Raw genomic sequence first — 18,490 nt, forward strand, 5'->3', positions numbered from 1 at the left:
GCGTGCAGCTCCTGCGCGTGACGCGGGGTTGGTCGTTTCAGCGCCAGCCCGCCGGGTCCAGCCGGTAGTAGCCGCGCAGCTCGGCGTACAGCGCCGGGTGCAGTGCCGCCAGGTCAGCCGGGCGCTCGAAGAACAGTTCGCTGATGACGGCAAAGAACTCGGCCGGGTCGGTCGCCGCATAGGCGTCGATGAGGCCGGGCTCGCCCTGGGCGAGCCGCCACTGGAGGGCGTCGAACTCGTGCTGCATCACGCGTGACCAGCGCTGATAGTCCTGCGCCGTGGCCAGCGCCGGCGCGCCGTTGGCGGGGCCGCCGGCCTGGTCCAGCTGGTGGGCGAACTCGTGGATGACGACGTTGTGCCCGTCGCCCGGCGTGGCTGCACCGCGCCTCACCTCGTCCCATGCCAGCAACACCTGGCCCTGGCTCCAGCTCTCGCCGGCCAGCACGCGGCGTTCGTCGTGCTGCACGCCTTGCTGCGTGACGGGCCGCTCCACGACGAACGCGCTGGGGTAGACCAGCACCTGGCGCAGCTCCGGGTAGATGCCGCGTGCCGCGCCCAGCAGGGGCAGGCAAGCCAGTGCGGCGATGGTCACGCGCACCTCGTCCGTCACGCGCAGGCCGCGGCAGCCGAGGATGGGCTTCTCGGCCAGGAACACCTGCATCAGCGCCTTCAGCCGCAGTTGCTGACGCGCCGGCAGGCGCGACACCAGCGGCACATGGCGGCGCAGCAGGCCACGCCAGGCTGCCGGGAAGGGTCGCCCGGCGATGCGCTGGCGCCGCCACCGCACCCACAGCGGCCACAGCGCAATGGCGGCCGCGAGCAGCACGAGGGCGAGGCAGGTGGCGATCAGCATGCTCCGGCAACTGGGCCCGGCAGCGCGCTTTGCAAGGGCCTGCGCCACCCGGGCTTGCCCGCGTCGCTTACCCTGCAGCCATGTCGCCAGCCACCGCCCCCGCCCGCCTGCAGGCCTGGCAGGTGCTGCTGGGCGGCATCTGTGCGCTGGTCGTGACGGTCGGTCTGGCGCGCTTCGCGTTCACACCGTTGCTGCCGCCCATGCAGGCGCAGGCCGGCCTGGGTGTCGCCGATGGCGGCCTGCTGGCGGGCATCAACTACGCGGGCTACATGAGCGGTGCGCTGCTGGCCGCATGGATAGAAAGCCCGGTGTGGCGCCAGCGCCTGTATGTGTGGGCGCTGCCGCTGGCGCTGGGCATCACGGCGCTGATGAGCTGCAGCACCGCGTTCGGTGTCTGGGCGCTGTCGCGCTACGTGGGCGGCCTGTGCGGTGCGGCAGGCATGTTGCTGGGTTCTGGCCTGGTACAGGGCTGGCTGATCCGTTCCGGTCGGCGGCCGGAGCTGGGCCTGTACTTCATCGGCCTGGGGCTGGGCATCGTCGTGTCGGCCGTGGGTGCCATGGGCATGGGGGCGTTGTCGCTGGGATGGGCGGCGCAGTGGCAGGGCTTCGCGCTGGTGGGCCTGCTGTTCCTGCTGCCGGCCTGGGCCTGGCGGCCGCCGGTGCCGCCGGTGGCCGCCCGGGCCGTGGCCGGCGTGGCGCCTGGGCGGCGCTGGATGGCGCTGATGCTGGCTGCCTACTTCTGCGCGGGCTGGGGCTTCGTCATCAATGCGACCTTCACGGTCGCCATCGTCGAGAAGCAGCCGCTGCTGGCGGGCCAGGGGGCGTGGGCCTGGCTGCTGGTGGGCGTGGCGGCCACGCCGGCGGTGTTCATCTGGGACCGCAGCGCACGGCGCCTGGGCGATGTGCGGGCGCTGCTGCTGGCCTTTGCGGTGCAGATCGTGGGTGTGCTGTTGCCCGCACTGTCGGCCAGCCTGGCTGCGGCGCTGCTGGGGGCCTTGCTGTACGGGGCGACCTTCATCGGCATCGTCAGCCTGACGCTGGCCTTGGTGGGGCGCCACTCGCCCGCCAACCCGGGCAAGGCGATGGCGCGGTTGACGCTGGCCTACGGGGCCGCGCAGATGGCTGCGCCGGCGCTCACCGGGCGCATGGTGGAGGCCAGCGGCAGCTTCGACGCCGCGCTGTGGCTCACCGCCGCCGTGCTGACGCTGGGCATGGCCGCGCTGGCAGGCGTGCTGCGGCTGCCGCCGCGCTGATCAGGACCCGCCGCGGAGGGTGGAGGCGGCGCCCGGCTTGATGTTCTCGCCGATGGCTTCGGCCCGGCGCCGGTCTTCCTCGCGCTGGGCCGCAGAGCGGCAGCGGGTGGTGGGCAGGTTGCTGCCGATGCGCGTCTCGCGCTCGCAGGTGGTGTCGGCGGTGAGGGTGTCGCCGGTCTGAGGCGCCGCGGCGCAGGCAACCAGTCCGACCGCGAGCAGGGGGAGCAGCAGTTTCATGGGGCAGATGAAAGTGATGGGCGCGCAGCATAACGCGCCGATCGCAGGGTTGCGCCGCCGGGCGCGCGGCCGTCAGTGGGCGTATCTGCGGTAACTCTCTGTGAGGCCGTCATCCGCGGTGCCGGGCGCGCGGTTATGGGCAGGCGGCTGCAATCCCGCAGCCCCGGAGCCCCTCATGAAGCGACTGTCCCTGGCCATTGCCCTGATCACGTCTGCCGCGCTGCTGTCCGGCTGCATCATCGTGCCGCACCGGCATGGGCACCACCGTGGCCACCATCACTACAGCCAGCCGTCGTCCTACGGTGCCGTGCCGGCGCCGGCCTATCCGGCGCCGCGCTACTGATCAGGTGTTGCGCCGGCCGCTGCGTTTGGCCTTCTCGGCCGCCTTCTCGGCTTCACGCTCGGCGGCCTTGCGGGCATCGGCCTCTGCGGCTTCGTGGCGCCAGGCCGCCATCTCATCGGGCGTCTCCAGCGTGATGCGGCCCAGCAGCCCGCTGCGGAAGTCCATCAGCAGTGCCTCGGCGGCCTTGTGCATCTGCACCGCGCCGCCACGGATCTTGGCGCCGCGCTTCACGCCGATGGCTTCCAGCACGGCGTCGTCCTCGCCCAGCTCGGCCAGGCCGTAGCGCTGCCGCAGCCGGTCGGCATCGCGGCGCTTCAGCGTGGCGATGAGCTCCAGCGCGACCTCCTCCTCGTCGAAGGCGTTGCGGCCGATGGCGCCGCTGGCGGCGAGGTTGTAGCCGCTTTGCTCGACGGCGATGCGCGGCCACAGCATGCCGGGCGTGTCGAACAGGTAGAAGCCGTTCTCCAGCACGAACTTCTGTTCCAGCTTGGTGATGCCGGGCTCGTCGCCGGTCTTGGCGGCCTTCTTGCCGACCAGCGTATTGATGAGCGTGCTCTTGCCGACGTTGGGGATGCCGCAGATCAGCACGCGCAGCGGCTTGTGCATGTCGCCCCGCAGCGGCGCCAGTTCGCGGCAGGCCTTGATGAGGGCGCGCGCCGGCGCCTTGTCGCCCGCGTCCAGCGGGATGGCGCGGGTGTGCGGCTGCGCGTTGTAGAAGGCCAGCCAGGCCTCGGTCTGCGCCGGGTCGGCCAGGTCCTGCTTGTTCAGCACCTTCAGCGACGGCCGCCCGGTGGTGAGCGCGGCCAGCAGCGGGTTGCTGCTGGAGCCGGGCAGGCGCGCGTCCAGCAGCTCGATGACCACGTCCAGCCCTGCCTGCACGCGATCCTTGATCGCCTGGCGGGTGGAGTTCATGTGGCCGGGGAACCAGTGGATGGGCATGCGGAGTCGTTCAGGCGAGGAAAGGCGTGATTGTCGGTGGCTTACATCCGGTTGCGGTGCCCCGGTCCGACGCGCTCAGCATGAGCGCGTCATGCAAGAGGCGGTGATGAGATTCCAAGGTCTGCTGAGCGAGTGGAACCCGGACGTCGGCTGCGGCCGCATCCGGCCGCTGGGCGGCGGCGAGGAGGTGTTTGTGGCGCTGGCGGCCTTCCCCACGGAGGGCGAGGGGCCGCGGCTGGACGAGCCGCTGAGCTTCGAGGTCGTGACCGGCCAGGACGGCCGCAAGCGCGCGGTGCGCCTGGCACGGCTGGCGACGCTGCACCCGGCCCTGCGCGAGGCCACGGGCGCCGGGCAGGTGCGCGTGCGGCGCGCCCAGAAAAAACGGCGCCTGGGCCTGGTGGCCGGCGCCGTGATCGCGGGGCTGCTCGTGGTGGGCGCCGTGTCGCTGTGGCCTGCTCAGAAACCGGCCGACGTGTCGGCAGCGCTGCGGCGCTGAACCAGCGCGCCGCCGGCTGGGCGCCGGGCCGTCAATCCTCGTTCTTGAAGACCAGCTTGACCTCGTGCGTGGTCTTCTCGCCGGCTTCGAACTTCCACTCCATCAGCGCGGCCTTCACGGCGCGGTCGAACACGCGCTTGGGCTCGGCCTCGACGATCTCGACGTCGCTGACCTTGCCATCGGCCTCGATCATGAGCTTGGCCTTGACGGAGCCGGCGGAGATGCCCTTCTTGGCCGCTTCGGCCGGGAACTCGGGCGGCACCTTCTTGACGACCTTGGGGGCAGCCTGGGCAGCCAGGGCCAGCATCAGGCCGGCGGTGAAGACGGAGGCGGAGCGCAGGAAGGACATGGTGAACCTTTGCAACAAGTGAGGGTGTGAGGTTCAGGCCGCGCGGAAGAAGCCCACGGCCTCGATCAGGCGGGTGGAACTGTCGCGCAGCGCATCGGCCGAGCGGCTGAGTTCGCCCACCAGGCTGGTGTTCTGCTGGGTGGCCTTGTCCAGCTCGTTCATCGCGCCGTTGACGACGCCGACGCCGGTGGCCTGCTCCTGGGCCGAGTGCGAGATCTCCTCGATCAGCTGGCCCATGTTGTTGACCTCGTCCACCACCGAGCGGATGGTGACGCCGGCGTTGTTGACCAGCGTCGTGCCGTTCTCGACCTTGACCGTCGATTCCTGGATCAGCACCTTGATTTCCTTGGCCGCGCCGGCCGAGCGCTGGGCCAGCGCGCGGACTTCGGCGGCCACCACCGCGAAGCCGCGGCCATGCTCGCCGGCACGGGCCGCTTCCACGGCGGCGTTCAGCGCCAGGATGTTGGTCTGGAAGGCGATGCCGTCGATGACGCCGATGATGTCGCCGATCTTCTTGGAGCTGGCGCTGATCTCTTCCATGGTCTCGACGACCTTGGACACCACCGAGCCCCCGTTGCTGGCGGCCTGGCGGGCGGTCACGGCGATGCCGGCGGCGCGCCGGGTCAGGTCGCTGGCGCCCTTGAGCGTGGAGGCGATCTCTTCCACCGAGGCGGCCGTGTTCTGCAGGCTGGCGGCAGAACGGTTGGTGCGGTCGGCCAGATTGGTGTTGCTGTCGGCGATGGTGCCGGAGTTCTGCGCCACCTCGCTGGCGGCCGTCGACACATCGCGCAGAACGCTGGACAGCGCGGTCTGCATGTCCTTCATGGCGTGCAGCATCTGGCTCAGCTCGTCACGGCCTTCGACGGTGATGTCTCGCGTCAGGTCGCCGGACGCGATGGCCTCGGCGGCCAACTGGGCCTTGCGGGCCGGGCCGACGATGGAGCGGGAGATCAGCAGGAAGGCGCCGAAGCCCAGGGCCACGGCGGCCACCACCAGCGCGACCGTCACGGCTACCGAAAACTTGGCCAGTTCCACGCCCGACGTGGCGAGCTGCTTGCCGCTCTCGAACTGCATGTCCACCAGCTTCTTCAGGCCGTCCTGCAGCGCGGTCTGCGCGGGGCGCAGGTCGGTGATGAGGCTTTCGCGGGCCTCGTCGGGGCTGCCATCGGCCTGGATCTTCTGGAACTTCTCCAGCGCGGCCATGAACTTGACCTTGTACTCGGTTACCTCGGCGACGACGGCCTTCTCCTGGTCGTCCGCCACACTGGCGGCCAGGCCTTTGAGCTGTTTGTCGGACTCTTCCACCGCATCGGCGATGGCCTTCTTCTGCTTCTTGATGGCGCCGGCGGTGTCCAGCAGCAGCAGGTCGCGCACGGCGCGGGCGATGACGTTGACCTGGCTTTCCAGCGCATTGGCCGCGCCGATCTTCACGAGGCTGGAGTTGGCGGTGCGGTCCAGGTCCTTGGCCAGCCGGTTGGCGTTGGTTGCGCCATAGACGCCAATGCCGATCAGCAGCAGGATCAGCAGGCCGAAGCTCACGAGGAGGCGAGGGCCGATGCGCAGTTGCGTCAGAAAGTTCATTCGGTTCAGTTCCTTGTCGTCTTCTTCAGATGGCTGCGGCAACCTGCCGCTGTGGCGTCCGATGGAATGTAGGCCCGCGCGTCCGTTTCAGGACGTCCCCAACGATGGGCCGCCGCGCAGTGTGTCGCGACCTGTGACGATTTGAATCGGGCCCTTGGCAGGGCGTGTGAAGTCGTTCACGACGGGCCGTCGCTGTGCAGCGACGACGCTGGCCCTCAGCGCGCGACGGCGGCGGCGCGCAGGCGCAGCACCTCGACGTCGTCCACCTCGCCGGCCGCATGCCCGTAGCTCTGGCGCAGGTGGCTGGCCAGCGCCGCCAGCTCGGCCGCGTCGAGCTGGCCGGCGAACGGTGGCATGCCGTAGGGCCGGGGATGTCCCGGTGTGGCCGGGGCGAAACCGCCGCGTTCGATCAGGCGCAGCAGGTTGGCCGGGCTGGCCTGGGTGACGAGGCGGCTGCCGGCCAGGGCCGGGTAGGCCAGCGCGCCGCTGGCGTCGCGCCGGCCCTCGCCGACGTCGCCGTGGCAGCTGGCGCAATGGGTCTCGTACAGGCGTGCGCCTTGGGCGCGCCGGCGCGGGTCGGGCGTGGCGGCTGGCCCGCGCTCGACGGCCTGCATCGGCAGCGCGCGCAGATAGGTGGCCATGGCGGCGAGGTCGGCATCGTCCAGCGCGGCCGTGCTGCCCAGCACCACCTCAGCCATCGGGCCCTGCGCGATGTGGCCATGGGCCTGCCCGTCGCGCAGCAGGCGCTGCACGGCCTCCTGCGGCCAGGGCTGCACGCCGGCCTCGGCCGGGTCCAGCAGCGAGGGCGCTTGCCAGCCCAGGCCGGAGAGCAGGCCGCCGCGGAAGTCGTCCGCTCCTCGGTCGCCGCCCAGCACGTCGCGCCCGGCATGGCAGGCGCTGCAGTGCGCGAGGCCCTGGCTCAGATAGGCGCCGCGGTTCCAGGCCGGGCTCTGGCGCGAGTCGGCTTCGTAGACGCCCGGGCGGAAGTACAGCGCCCGCCATGCGGCGATGGCGAGCTGGCTGCCGTACAGCCCGCGCAGTTCGTGCGGGCGGCGCGGCGCGTCCACGGCGGGCTGGGCCTGCAGCCAGGCGTGCAGCGCGTTGGCGTCGTCGCGTGTGATCTTGGTGGTGTTGGTGACGGGATGGGCCGGCAGCAGCAGCCGGCCGTCACGGCTCTGGCCCAGGTGCAACGCGCGCCAGAAGTCGTCGCTCGTCCAGCCGCCCAGCCCGCTCGCATGCGGCGTCAGGTTGGTGGAGAAGGCGGTGCCGAAGGGTGTGGGCAGTGACCGCCCGCCGGCCAGGCGCTCGCCGCCGCGGGCGGTGTGGCAGCCGGCGCAGTTGCCGACGGCCGCGAGGTAGGCGCCGCGCGCCAGGCTGCCCGGCGCCGTGGACGGCGGCGTGTCGTCGGGCAGGTGGCGTTGCCAGGCCAGCAGCGCAAGGGGCGTGGCAAGCGCCAACAGCACAGCCGTGGCGGCGAGGGCGAGCCTGCGCCTCATGGCATGCCCGCGCAGCGCAGCGAAGCCGGCGCCGGCAGCGCGGCGGCGGGGTGGGCGTCGGCCGGTACGGCGCGGCCGGCCAGGTACTGCGTGATGGCGTTGATCTCGGTGGTGCTAAGCGTCTTGGAGATGTGGGCCATGCAGTCCGGTGCCTGGGCGCGGCGCTGCTCGCTGCGCCAGGCACCGAGCTGGCCGTTCAGGTAGTCGCGTGACAGGCCCAGCAGGCCCGGCACGGCCGGCTGCACGCCAGTCAGCCGCTCGCCATGGCAGCTGGTGCAGGCGGGCAGGCGCCGGGCCGGGTCGCCCTGGCGGATCAGCACCTCCGCGCGCGCCAGCTCGGTGGGCGGCAGCGTGGGCGGCTGCGGCGCGGGGTAGGGCAGGTCCAGCGCGGCGAAGTGGTCGGCGAGCTCGCGCAGGTAGGCGTCGGACAGCGGGGCGATGAGCTCACTCATGAGGCCGTAGTCGCGCCGCCCGTCGCGGAAGTTCAGCAGCTGGTTGTAGAGATAGCCGGCGGGCTTGCCGGCCAGGCGCGGGTAATAGCCGTCGGGCGCAGCGCGGCCCTGCTTGCCGTGGCAGACGGTGCAGGCCTGCGCGCGCTGTGCCAGCGTATCGGGCACCGGCCCGGCCGCGCCGGTGGCGCACAGCAGCGCCAGCAGCGTGGCGGCCAGGGTGTGCAGGAGGTGTTCAGGCATGAGCGGCTTTCGTGCGGTCAGCGTGCGCCGAAGATGGCCGATCCGACGCGCACCATCGTCGAGCCGGCGCGAATGGCGTCTTCCAGGTCGGCGCTCATGCCCAGCGACAGCGTGTCCAGCGCCAGGCCTTCGGCCTGCAGCGCGGCGAACAGTGCCGCCATCGCCTGATGCTGGGCCAGTGCGCCGGGGCCGGGTTCGGGCACGGCCATCAAGCCGCGCAGCGCCAGCCGGGGCAGGGCGGCCACCTGGTGCGCGAGCGTGGCTACTTCTGCAGGCAGCAGGCCGCTCTTGCTGGTCTCGCCGCTGATGTTGATTTGCAAGCAGATGTTCAGCGGCGGCAGCTGCGGCGGGCGCTGCTCGGACAGCCGCTGCGCGACCTTGAGGCGATCCACCGAATGCACCCAGTCGAACTGCTCGGCCACGGGCCGCGTCTTGTTGGACTGCAGCGGGCCGATGAGGTGCCAGTCGAGCTCGCGGCGCAGCTCGCCGAGCGCCTCGATCTTGGCCAGGCCTTCCTGCACGTAGTTCTCTCCGAAGGCGCGGGCGCCGGCCTCGAAGGCTTCACGCACGGCGGCGGCAGGGAATGTCTTGCTGACCACGAGCAGCCGAACGGCGTCCGGCGCGCGGCCGGCCGCGACACATGCCGCAGCGATACGAGTTTTGGTGACTTGGAGGGAATCTGAGATCGCCATAATCCGCCGAGCATTGACAGGGACATCATGGACATCACTCAGCTGCTTGCATTTTCGGTCAAGAACAAGGCGTCGGACCTGCACCTCTCGGCCGGCCTGCCGCCCATGATCCGTGTGCACGGCGATGTGCGTCGCATCAATGTCGACCCGCTGGACCACCGCGCGGTGCACGACATGGTGTACGACATCATGAACGACTCCCAGCGCAAGGTGTACGAGGACACTCTGGAGGTCGACTTCTCGTTCGAGATCCAGGGCCTGGCGCGCTTTCGCGTCAACGCCTTCAACCAGAACCGTGGCGCGGGCGCGGTGTTCCGGACCATTCCGAGCAAGATCCTGTCGCTGGAGCAGCTGGCCGCGCCCAAGGTGTTTGCCGACCTGGCGCTCAAGCCGCGCGGCCTGGTGCTGGTGACCGGCCCCACCGGCTCGGGCAAGAGCACGACGCTGGCGGCCATGATCAACCACCTCAACGAGAACGAGTACGGCCACATCCTGACCATCGAGGACCCGATCGAGTTCGTCCACGAGTCCAAGAAGAGCCTGATCAACCAGCGCGAGGTGGGCCCGCACACGCACAGCTTCAGCAACGCGCTGCGCTCGGCGCTGCGCGAGGACCCGGACTGCGTGCTGGTCGGCGAAATGCGTGACCTGGAGACCATCCGCCTGGCACTGACCGCCTCCGAGACGGGTCACCTGGTCTTCGGCACGCTGCACACCTCGTCGGCCGCCAAGACGGTGGACCGCATCGTCGACGTGTTCCCCGCCGCCGAGAAGGAAATGGTGCGGGCGATGGTGTCGGAGTCGCTGGTGGCCGTGATCTCGCAAAGCCTTTGCAAGCTCAAGGACGGCACCGGCCGCGTGGCGGCGCACGAGATCATGCTGGGCACCTCGGCCATCCGCAACCTGATCCGCGAGAACAAGGTCGCGCAGATGTATTCGGCCATCCAGACCGGCAACGCCATGGGCATGCAGACGCTGGACCAGAACCTCACGGACCTCGTCCGCCGCAACATCATTTCGCCGGCGGAAGCGCGCGCCAAGGCGAAGTTCCCCGAGAACTTCCCCGGCTAGACCTGTTCACCCCCGGTTCGGCGGATACGCCGAGCCACCCCCCGAGGGGGTGCAATCCGATGCGCGCAAGGCGCCCATCGGATTGCATCGCGGGCCGGCTTGGGAGCGGCCCGGCGCTCGGCCCGAACACGGGTACTACTTCGCATCGGATAGACCATGGAACGCGACCAGGCCTCGAAATTCATCAACGACCTGCTGCGCCTGATGCTGTCGCGCAAGGGCTCCGACCTGTTCCTGACGGCGGAGTTCCCGCCCGCCATCAAGGTGGATGGCAAGATGACCAAGGTCTCGCCGCAGCCGCTGACCGGCCAGCACACGCTGCAACTGGCGCGGGCCATCATGAACGACAAGCAGGCCGCCGAGTTCGAGCGCTCCAAGGAGTGCAACTTCGCGATCTCGCCGCACGGCATCGGGCGCTTCCGCGTGAACGCCTTCATCCAGCAGGGCCAGGTGGGCCTGGTGCTGCGCACGATTCCGTCCACGCTGCCCACCATCGAGTCGCTGGACCTGCCGCCGGTGCTGCGCGAGGTGGTGCAGCACAAGCGCGGCCTGGTCATCGTGGTCGGTGCCACCGGTTCGGGCAAGAGCACGTCGCTGGCCGCGATGATCGACGAGCGCAACCAGACGACCTACGGCCACATCGTGACCATCGAGGATCCGATCGAGTTCGTGCACCCGCACAAGAACTGCATCGTCACGCAGCGCGAGCTGGGCATCGACACCGACAGCTGGGAGGCGGCGCTGAAGAACTCGCTGCGCCAGGCGCCCGACGTCATCCTGATGGGCGAGCTGCGCGACCGCGAGACCATGGACCACGCCATCGCCTTCGCTGAGACCGGCCACCTGTGCATGGCCACGCTGCACGCCAACAGCGCCAATCAGGCGCTGGACCGCATCATCAACTTCTTCCCCGAAGAGCGCCGCCAGCAGCTGCTGATGGACATCTCGCTGAACCTGCGCGCGCTCATCAGCCAGCGGCTGCTGCCGCGTCGCGAGGGCAAGGGCCGCGTGGCGGCCGTCGAGATCCTGCTGAACACGCCGCTGATCTCCGATCTCATCTTCAAGGGCGAGATCAGCGAGATCAAGGAGCTGATGAAGCGCTCGCGCGAGCAGGGCATGCAGACCTTCGACCAGGCGCTGTTTGACCTCTACGAGGCCGGCAAGGTCACCTACGAGGACGCGCTGCGCAACGCCGATTCCGTCAACGACCTGCGCCTGCAGATCAAGCTGAACAGCGAGCGCGCCCGTACCGGCGACCTGTCCAGCGGCACCGAGCACCTCACAATTCTTTGACCACCCCCTACCGGCTTCGCCGGCCCCCTCAAGGGGGCGCCGCTGGCGGCCCGGCAAAGCCGGTTCTGCGGCGGCCGCTGAGTCAATCGCGGCACCGGGATTCAGGACGCATCAGCACATGAGCACTCGCACTTACGAAGCAACTCCCTCCCGCCGCGTCGCCTTCCTGGGCCTGGGCGTCATGGGCCATCCCATGGCCGGCCATCTGGCGCGTACCGGCCACCAGGTCACCGTCTACAACCGCACGACGGCCAAGGCCGAGGCCTGGGCTGCGGAGTACGGCGGCGCCTTCGCGGCCACGCCGGCGGCGGCCGTCAAGGGCGCGGAGTTCGTGTTCTGCTGCGTCGGCAACGATGACGACCTGCGCTCGGTGGTGCTGGGCGAGCAGGGCGCCTTTGCCGGCATGGCGGCCGGCGCGGTGTTCGTCGACCACACGACGGCCTCGGCCGCCGTGGCGCGCGAGCTGCATGCCGAGGGCGCGAAGCGCGGCATCCCGTTCGTCGACGCGCCGGTGTCCGGCGGCCAGGCGGGTGCCGTCAACGGCGCGCTGACGGTGATGTGCGGCGGCGAGGCGGCGCCGTTCGACGCGATGAAGCCGCTGGCGCTGGCCTTCGCCAAGGCCGTCGCGCTGCTGGGCGGCCCGGGCTCGGGCCAACTGGCCAAGATGGTCAACCAGATCTGCATCGCCGGTGTCGTGCAGGGCCTGTCCGAGGCCGTGCGCTTCGGCCAGAACGCGGGCCTGGACATGCACCAGGTGCTGGACGTCATCGGCAAGGGCGCCGCCCAGAGCTGGCAGATGGACAACCGCGGCAAGACCATGGCCGACGACAAGTTCGACTTCGGTTTCGCGGTGGACTGGATGCGCAAGGACCTGGGCCTGGTGCTGGACGAGGCGCGCCGCAACGGCTCGCGCCTGCCGCTGACGGCGCTGGTGGACCAGTTCTACGCCGACGTGCAGGCACTGGGCGGCAGCCGCTGGGACACGTCGTCGCTGATCAAGCGGCTGTAGGGCGGGTAGCGACCCGCCGTTTGTTGGCGTGGTGCCGTGCGATGTAAGCGGCGGGTCTTGACCCGCCCTACTTTTTCGGCGCGTAGCGGGCCAACTCGTCCTCGCTGATGATCTCGAAGGCGCGCACCACCTTCTTGACGCCGCTGACCTGGCGCGCGATCTCGGTGGCACGATTGGCTTCGCGCTCGGTGACGCGGCCCATCAGGAACACCTCGCCACGCTCCACCACCACGTAGAACGCGTTGCTGATCAGGTCGCGCGCGTCGATGAACTGCGCCTTGACGCGGCTCTTGATCAGCACGTCGTTGGAGCGGCCGCTCAGCGAGCTGTGCATGGTCACGGCGGCTTCATTGAGCACCTTGCTGACGTTCTCGACGCCAGCCACCGCGCGCTCGACGGCGGCGTGGTCGGCCTCGTTGCGGGCCTCGCCGGTGATCAGCACGACGCGGTTGTAGCTGTTCACGTTGATGTGCACGCGGTCGCCCAGTTGCTCGCGGATGCGGCTCGCGGCCTTGACCTCGATGGTCTCGTCCTCCAGTTGCATGCCGGAGGTGCGGCGGTCGGTGGCGACCGAGACGCCGCCCACCATCGCGCCGCCGATCAGCAGCGGCGCGCAGCCGGTGGTCAGCGCGCTGGCCAGCAGGGCGGCCGTGAGGGTCAGGGAGAGCTTCTTCATCGGGAATCCATCGGGAAAAGGTTATTCATCGCTGCCGAGCAGCTGCAGGTCGACGGCGTCGGCCAGCGCATGCAGCAGCACGCGCTGGGCTTCCACAACGCGTGGCTCGCGTGCGTGGCTGACGCGGATTTGGATGTCGGTGTCCTGCAGTACGCCGCGCCACTCGTCGGCCGCGCCCTGCGGTTGGGCCGTCAACGCGATGATGCTCATCTCCTGCGCGTGGGCTACGGCCAGCGCGGGCTGCCAGGCGTCGCGCTGCTCGCGCAGCGGCTCGATCATGATGAGCACATCGCCAGGGTGGCCGTGGGCCTGCAGCAGTCGGGCCAGGTCCAGCCCGGCGGCGTCGCGGGCCTGGGCGGCCAGGCTCCATGCGGCCAGGCCCGGGCGCTCCTGCTCGAATCGGCCGGCCAGGCGGGCGGCGAGGTAGTCGGCCTCCATGCTGGCCAGGCCATGCGCGGCGCACAGGATGCGGTTGCCGCCGGTGATGGCGTCCACCACCATCTGTGCCGCCATCGCGAGGGGCCGGGCCAGTTGCTCGGCGGCCTGGTAGAGCAGGTCGGCGCTCTCGAAGAACTGTTGCTGTATGCGTTGCTCAATCATGCGGGCGGATCATAAAAGCCCCTCGCTCAGGGCACCCCGCTGAACGCGGGCGCCCTGCCTGGGACCGCGCTGCGGCATGAGCCGCAACGCTTCGCCAGGCACAGCGCGCCCACTGGGCGCACTGTGTCCGGGCTCAGCCCCCGAGGGGACGGCGATGCCTTTGGCATCGAGCCAAAGGCACGTCGCCTGCGGGCCGGCTTGGGGCGGCCCGGCGCCGGGCCGCGTTGAAGGTCCACAGTGTGCGGCTACTGGGCGTCGAACGCGGCCTGCAGCCAGGTCAGCTGCTCGCCATCGATGGCCACGACGTCGAAGCGGCAGGGCGGCGGCGTGGCGTGGCGCAGCAGGTAGTGCTGGGCGGCGTAGATGAGGCGCTGCTGCTTGCGCGTGGTGACGCTGGCGGCCGCGCCGCCGTGCGACGTGTCGGCCCGCGCGCGCACCTCCACGAACACCAGCGTGCCGTCGCGGTCCTGCATGACGAGGTCCACCTCGCCGGCATGGCGGCTGGGGCCGGCGGCGACTCGATAATTGCGCTCCAGCAGGCGCAGGCCAGCGCGTGCCAGGTGCGCCAGCGCGGCGTCTTCCGCCGCGTCGCCGCGCGTCTTCGTCGCCGGTTTTGATCGAGAGCCCCAGTTGAACATTGACGCCTCCCTGCTTCGCCAGGCCGCTCAGGCTGCGGCCGGCGGCCAGCAGTATCCGGCCGCGACGCTCTATCTCGTCGCCACGCCCATCGGCAACCTGGCCGACCTGAGCCTGCGCGCCATCCACTGCTTGAGCCTGGTCGACGCGCTGGCCTGCGAGGACACGCGCCAGGGGGGCGGCCTGCTGCGCCACCTGGGCCTGCACAAGCCGCTGATCGCGCTGCACCAGCACAACGAGCGCGAGGGCAGCGCGGCCGTCATCGCACGGCTGGCGGCGGGCGAGCGCGTGGCCTATGCGTCTGACGCCGGAACGCCCGCCATCTCCGATCCTGGTGCCGTTCTCGTTCAGGAAGTGGTGGCCGCCGGTTACCGCGTGCTGCCTTTGCCGGGCCCCAGCAGCACGGTGACGGCCTTGTCTGTCGCGGGCGACACGGCGGCGACGAGTTTTGCCTTTGCAGGTTTCCTGCCTACCAAAGCCGGCGAGCGCCGCACGGCGCTGCAGGCTGTGCTGGCGGTGGAGGGCCAGAGTCAGGTGGTCTTCGAGGCGCCGCACCGCATCGTCGACGTCATCGCGCTGCTGGCCGAACTGGCGCCGGCGCGCCGCGTGACGGTGTGCCGCGAGCTGACCAAGCAGTTCGAAAGCATCCACACCGCCGACGCGGCTACGTTGCCGGCGTGGCTGGCCGCTGACACGCAGCGCCAGCGCGGCGAGTTTGTGCTGGTGCTGCACGCGCTCGCCGCCCAGGTGTCGGCGGAAGACGAACTGCCGGCCGAGGCGCAGCGCACGTTGGCGCTGCTGGCGGCCGAACTGCCGTTGAAGCAGGCCGTGGCGTTGGCCGCGCAGATCAGCGGCGCGCCGCGCAACCGGCTCTACGAGGCCGGGCTGAAGCTCAAACGCGCCAGCGACGAGTAGCCGCGACCGCCGGCTGGCCTCACTGGCCGGTTGTGCGCTCGTTGTGCTTCTTGCGGCGGATGTCGCGGCTGGCGCCGTCCTGCATCGCGTGCAGGCGGCGGCGCTCCTTGGCGGTCACGGTGCCGTCGGCCTTGGCCCTGGTCTCGGCGTTGTCGATGCGGACCTGCTCTTTCTCCAGGCGCTGCGTTTCCTGTGCCGTCAGGCTGCCGCTGGCGGCGCCCTGGGCGATGCGGGCCTGCTGATGGGCTTCGCGCTGGTCCACGCGCGGCGTGTTGGTGCCCGGGGTCTGGGCGAAGGCATTGGCGCCGGCCAGGGCCAGCAGGGCAATCAGGGTCTTGGGCGAGGTCTTCATGGGGTGCTCCTGGGGAGGGTGGGGTGGCAAGGCCCCTTCACAACGGCGACTGTGCTGCGCCGGTCGACCCTGGCGGCGTAACTGGGCATGCCCATGTCTTTCAAGGTCTGACAGCCAGCTTCCTAGAATCGCACCATGATCGCCGTCGAACCCACCCTGGCCCGCCTGGCCACCGCCCGCTCGCAACTGCTGGAGCCCTTCGGCCTGACCGAAGCGTCCCTGTCGCAGGCGCTGCGCCTCATCACCGAGCACCGGGTCGACGACGCCGACCTGTATTTCCAGACCACGCGCGCCGAGGGCTGGAGCCTGGAGGAAGGCATCGTCAAGAGCGGCTCCTTCAGCATCGACCAGGGCGTGGGCGTGCGCGCCGTGGCCGGCGAGAAGACGGCGTTCGCCTACTCGGATGACATCTCGCTGGACTCGCTGCTGGACGCTGCCCGCACCGTGCGCACCATCGCCGCCGCTGGCCAGAGCAAGAAGGTGAAAGTGCCTTCGCAGAGTCGTGTGGCCGGCAGCCGCGAGCTGTATGGCGTTGCCGATCCCATCGCGAGCCTCGACAGCGCCGCCAAGGTGGCGCTGCTGGAGCGCGCCGAGAAGATGGCCCGTGCCAAGGACCCGCGCGTGGCCCAGGTCATGGCCGGCCTGGCTGCCGAGCATGAGGTGGTGCTGATCGCTCGTGCCGACGGCACGCTGGCCGCGGACGTGCGCCCGCTGGTGCGCCTGTCCATCACCGTCATCGCTGAGAGCAATGGCCGCCGCGAGATCGGCTCGGGCGGCGGCGGCGGTCGCTTCGGTCTGGCCTATTTCACCGACGAGATGATCGCCACCTACGTCGATCACGCCGTGCACGCGGCGCTGACCAACCTGGAAAGCCGCCCCGCGCCGGCCGGCGAGATGACCGTCGTCGTCGGCCCGGGCTGGCCCGGCGTGCTGCTGCACGAGGCCGTGGGCCACGGGCTGGAGGGCGACTTCAACCGCAAGGGCTCCAGCGCTTTCTCGGGCCGCATCGGCCAGCGCGTCGCCGCCAAGGGTGTGACGGTGCTGGACGACGGCACGCTGCCCGACCGCCGCGGCTCGCTGAACGTTGACGACGAGGGCTGCGCCAGCCAGCGCAACGTGCTGATCGAAGACGGCATCCTGAAGGGCTACATCCAGGACGCGATGAATGCACGCCTGATGAAGACCGCCCCCACCGGCAACGGCCGCCGCGAGAGCTACGCCCACGTGCCCATGCCGCGCATGACCAACACCTACATGCTGGGCGGCAAGGACGACCCGCAGGAGATCGTCGCGTCCATCAAGAAGGGCCTGTACGCCACCAACTTCGGCGGCGGGCAGGTGGACATCACGAGCGGCAAGTTCGTGTTCAGCGCCAGCGAGGCCTACTGGGTGGAGAACGGCAAGATCCAGTACCCGGTCAAGGGTGCCACCATCATCGGCAACGGCCCCGATGCGCTGACCCGCGTCAGCATGATCGGCAACGATATGGCGCTGGACACTGGCGTGGGCGTCTGCGGCAAGGAAGGCCAGAGCGTGCCGGTGGGCGTGGGCCAGCCGACGCTGCGCATCGACGGGTTGACCGTCGGCGGCACGGCTTGAAGCCAGCCTTGGTGTCTCGCGAAACCGCAGCGTAACGGTCGTGCTAGATTCCGTTCCCATGTTCCGCGCAGCTTATTTTGGCTTTTGGTTTTTTCCCCGCCCCGGCGGTGGAGAGTCCTGAGCGCGCGCGCTGAACACAACAGAACTCCCCAAAAACCGCCGAGGCCGCCCAGCCCGGCGGTTTTTTGTTTTCGGCCGGCGCGTTGCGCCTTCACTTTGCTTCGCAAAGTGAGCCTGCAACGCAACGGCAAGCCGTTGTCATTACCAGAGGTGCCCCGATGAACGCCAAAGTCTCTTCCGTCCAGCCCGAAGCCCAGCGCTGGTACTCCCAGGACGACAAGACCAGTGCCACCGACGACGAACGCATCGTCGATGTGACGCCGCTGCCGCCGCCAGAGCACCTGATCCGCTTCTTCCCCATCAGCGGCACGCCCGTCGAAGCGCTGATCGGCCAGACCCGCCAGCGCATCCGCAACATCATGGCGGCCAAGGACGACCGCCTGCTGGTCATCATCGGCCCCTGCTCCATCCACGACCCCCAGGCCGCCATCGAGTACGCGCGCCGCCTGAAGGTCGAGCGTGAGAAGTACGCCGACACGCTGGAGATCGTCATGCGCGTCTACTTCGAGAAGCCGCGCACGACGGTGGGCTGGAAGGGCCTCATCAATGACCCCTACCTCGACGAGAGCTACCGCATCGACGAGGGCCTGCGTATCGCGCGCCAGCTGCTGCTGGAGATCAACCGCCTGGGCATGCCGGCGGGTAGCGAGTTCCTGGACGTGATCTCGCCGCAGTACATCGGCGACCTGATCTCCTGGGGCGCCATCGGCGCGCGCACGACCGAGAGCCAGGTGCACCGCGAGCTGGCCTCGGGCCTCTCAGCCCCAATCGGCTTCAAGAACGGCACCGACGGCAACATCAAGATCGCGACCGACGCGATCCAGGCTGCGGCGCGCGGCCATCATTTCCTGTCGGTGCACAAGAACGGCCAAGTCGCCATCGTCGAGACGCGCGGCAATGCCGACTGCCACGTCATCCTGCGCGGCGGCAAGGCGCCCAACTACGACGCCAAGAGCGTGGCTGAGGCCTGCGCTGACCTGGACAAGGCCAAGCTGCCGCAGCGCCTGATGGTTGACTGCTCGCATGCCAACTCCAGCAAGCAGCACCAGCGCCAGCTGGACGTGGCGCGCGACATCGCAGGCCAACTGCGCGAAGGCAGCCAGCAGATCTTTGGCGTCATGGTGGAGAGCCACCTGAACGACGGCGCCCAGAAGTTCACGCCTGGCAAGGACGACGCGTCTAAGCTGGAATACGGCAAGAGCATCACCGATGCCTGCCTGGGCTGGGACGATTCGCTGGCCGTGCTGGACGTGCTGAGCGAGGCGGTCAAGTCGCGCCGTTGATCTCA

The 18,490-nt window shown here is 69.9% G+C and carries 21 protein-coding genes; 9 read left to right on the forward strand and 12 right to left on the reverse strand.

Annotated elements, in window-relative coordinates; genetic code table 11:
• Positions 1-37: 37 nt before the first annotated feature.
• Positions 38-853 (reverse strand): M90 family metallopeptidase, encoded by an 816-nt coding sequence (locus ACG0Z3_RS15845; RefSeq protein WP_394399106.1) that lies wholly within the window; start codon positions 851-853, stop codon positions 38-40.
• Positions 854-933: 80 nt separating this feature from the next.
• Between ACG0Z3_RS15845 and ACG0Z3_RS15850 the strand changes: the two genes are divergently transcribed.
• Positions 934-2,106: a YbfB/YjiJ family MFS transporter gene (locus ACG0Z3_RS15850; RefSeq protein ID WP_394399108.1), complete on the forward strand. Its 1,173-nt coding sequence runs from the start codon at positions 934-936 to the stop codon at positions 2,104-2,106.
• On the opposite strand, the gene ACG0Z3_RS15855 is transcribed toward ACG0Z3_RS15850, so the two are convergent.
• Positions 2,107-2,343, reverse strand: coding sequence for a hypothetical protein (locus tag ACG0Z3_RS15855; RefSeq protein ID WP_394399110.1), 237 nt, complete (start codon positions 2,341-2,343; stop codon positions 2,107-2,109).
• A 175-nt stretch (positions 2,344-2,518) separates the two neighbouring features.
• On the opposite strand from ACG0Z3_RS15855, the gene ACG0Z3_RS15860 reads away from it, so the two are divergent.
• A complete protein-coding gene (locus ACG0Z3_RS15860; RefSeq protein WP_394399112.1) occupies positions 2,519-2,686 on the forward strand; it encodes a hypothetical protein in 168 nt (55 codons plus the stop codon).
• Here ACG0Z3_RS15860 and ylqF read toward each other — a convergent pair whose 3' ends face one another.
• A complete protein-coding gene (ylqF, locus tag ACG0Z3_RS15865; protein ID WP_394399114.1) occupies positions 2,687-3,625 on the reverse strand; it encodes a ribosome biogenesis GTPase YlqF in 939 nt (312 codons plus the stop codon). It abuts the gene before it with no gap.
• 106 nt (positions 3,626-3,731) lie between these two features.
• Between ylqF and ACG0Z3_RS15870 the strand changes: the two genes are divergently transcribed.
• A complete protein-coding gene (locus ACG0Z3_RS15870; RefSeq protein ID WP_394399116.1) occupies positions 3,732-4,121 on the forward strand; it encodes a cold-shock protein in 390 nt (129 codons plus the stop codon).
• Between the two features lie 31 nt (positions 4,122-4,152).
• Here the strand turns inward: ACG0Z3_RS15870 and ACG0Z3_RS15875 are convergent, their stop codons facing one another.
• The 5 genes from ACG0Z3_RS15875 to ACG0Z3_RS15895 form a co-directional block, all read right to left on the reverse strand.
• The gene (locus ACG0Z3_RS15875; protein WP_394399118.1) at positions 4,153-4,470 is read right to left on the reverse strand and encodes an energy transducer TonB; all 318 of its coding nucleotides are present in this window, start codon (positions 4,468-4,470) and stop codon (positions 4,153-4,155) included.
• Between the two features lie 33 nt (positions 4,471-4,503).
• Complete coding sequence (locus ACG0Z3_RS15880) at positions 4,504-6,051, reverse strand: methyl-accepting chemotaxis protein (protein ID WP_394399120.1); 1,548 nt, start codon at positions 6,049-6,051, stop codon at positions 4,504-4,506.
• A 215-nt stretch (positions 6,052-6,266) separates the two neighbouring features.
• Complete coding sequence (locus ACG0Z3_RS15885; protein WP_394399122.1) at positions 6,267-7,547, reverse strand: c-type cytochrome; 1,281 nt, start codon at positions 7,545-7,547, stop codon at positions 6,267-6,269.
• Positions 7,544-8,239, reverse strand: coding sequence for a c-type cytochrome (locus ACG0Z3_RS15890; RefSeq protein WP_394399124.1), 696 nt, complete (start codon positions 8,237-8,239; stop codon positions 7,544-7,546). Before ACG0Z3_RS15890 ends, ACG0Z3_RS15885 begins: the two co-directional genes overlap by 4 nt.
• A gap of 17 nt (positions 8,240-8,256) precedes the next feature.
• Positions 8,257-8,931 carry a YggS family pyridoxal phosphate-dependent enzyme gene (locus tag ACG0Z3_RS15895; RefSeq protein ID WP_394399126.1) on the reverse strand — a complete coding sequence of 225 codons (675 nt, stop codon included), beginning with the start codon at positions 8,929-8,931 and terminating at the stop codon, positions 8,257-8,259.
• 27 nt (positions 8,932-8,958) lie between these two features.
• Between ACG0Z3_RS15895 and ACG0Z3_RS15900 the strand changes: the two genes are divergently transcribed.
• The 3 genes from ACG0Z3_RS15900 to ACG0Z3_RS15910 all read left to right on the forward strand — a co-directional run bounded on the left by ACG0Z3_RS15900 (position 8,959) and on the right by ACG0Z3_RS15910 (position 12,304).
• Positions 8,959-10,002, forward strand: a complete 1,044-nt coding sequence (locus tag ACG0Z3_RS15900) for a type IV pilus twitching motility protein PilT (RefSeq protein WP_394399128.1) — start codon at positions 8,959-8,961, stop codon at positions 10,000-10,002.
• Positions 10,003-10,158: 156 nt separating this feature from the next.
• On the forward strand, positions 10,159-11,295 hold the full coding sequence (locus tag ACG0Z3_RS15905) for a PilT/PilU family type 4a pilus ATPase (RefSeq protein WP_394399130.1): 1,137 nt from the start codon (positions 10,159-10,161) through the stop codon (positions 11,293-11,295).
• 118 nt (positions 11,296-11,413) lie between these two features.
• Positions 11,414-12,304: an NAD(P)-dependent oxidoreductase gene (locus ACG0Z3_RS15910; RefSeq protein WP_394399132.1), complete on the forward strand. Its 891-nt coding sequence runs from the start codon at positions 11,414-11,416 to the stop codon at positions 12,302-12,304.
• 67 nt (positions 12,305-12,371) lie between these two features.
• Here ACG0Z3_RS15910 and ACG0Z3_RS15915 read toward each other — a convergent pair whose 3' ends face one another.
• The 3 genes from ACG0Z3_RS15915 to ACG0Z3_RS15925 form a co-directional block, all read right to left on the reverse strand.
• Positions 12,372-12,980, reverse strand: a complete 609-nt coding sequence (locus tag ACG0Z3_RS15915; protein ID WP_394399134.1) for a BON domain-containing protein — start codon at positions 12,978-12,980, stop codon at positions 12,372-12,374.
• Positions 12,981-13,001: 21 nt separating this feature from the next.
• The gene (locus ACG0Z3_RS15920; protein WP_268168858.1) at positions 13,002-13,580 is read right to left on the reverse strand and encodes an SIS domain-containing protein; all 579 of its coding nucleotides are present in this window, start codon (positions 13,578-13,580) and stop codon (positions 13,002-13,004) included.
• Between the two features lie 245 nt (positions 13,581-13,825).
• Complete coding sequence (locus ACG0Z3_RS15925; protein ID WP_394399137.1) at positions 13,826-14,218, reverse strand: YraN family protein; 393 nt, start codon at positions 14,216-14,218, stop codon at positions 13,826-13,828.
• On the opposite strand from ACG0Z3_RS15925, the gene rsmI reads away from it, so the two are divergent.
• Positions 14,211-15,131 (forward strand): 16S rRNA (cytidine(1402)-2'-O)-methyltransferase, encoded by a 921-nt coding sequence (gene rsmI / locus ACG0Z3_RS15930; protein WP_394399139.1) that lies wholly within the window; start codon positions 14,211-14,213, stop codon positions 15,129-15,131. The two genes, ACG0Z3_RS15925 and rsmI, sit on opposite strands and share 8 nt — an antisense overlap.
• 19 nt (positions 15,132-15,150) lie before the next feature.
• Here the strand turns inward: rsmI and ACG0Z3_RS15935 are convergent, their stop codons facing one another.
• Complete coding sequence (locus tag ACG0Z3_RS15935) at positions 15,151-15,483, reverse strand: hypothetical protein (protein WP_394399141.1); 333 nt, start codon at positions 15,481-15,483, stop codon at positions 15,151-15,153.
• Between the two features lie 135 nt (positions 15,484-15,618).
• On the opposite strand from ACG0Z3_RS15935, the gene tldD reads away from it, so the two are divergent.
• Positions 15,619-17,082, forward strand: a complete 1,464-nt coding sequence (tldD, locus tag ACG0Z3_RS15940; RefSeq protein ID WP_394399143.1) for a metalloprotease TldD — start codon at positions 15,619-15,621, stop codon at positions 17,080-17,082.
• A 278-nt stretch (positions 17,083-17,360) separates the two neighbouring features.
• Positions 17,361-18,485 carry a 3-deoxy-7-phosphoheptulonate synthase gene (locus tag ACG0Z3_RS15945; protein WP_394399145.1) on the forward strand — a complete coding sequence of 375 codons (1,125 nt, stop codon included), beginning with the start codon at positions 17,361-17,363 and terminating at the stop codon, positions 18,483-18,485.
• Positions 18,486-18,490 lie beyond the last annotated feature (5 nt).

The organism is Pelomonas margarita (genome assembly GCF_043555875.1).
GTDB lineage: Bacteria > Pseudomonadota > Gammaproteobacteria > Burkholderiales > Burkholderiaceae_C > Pelomonas > Pelomonas margarita.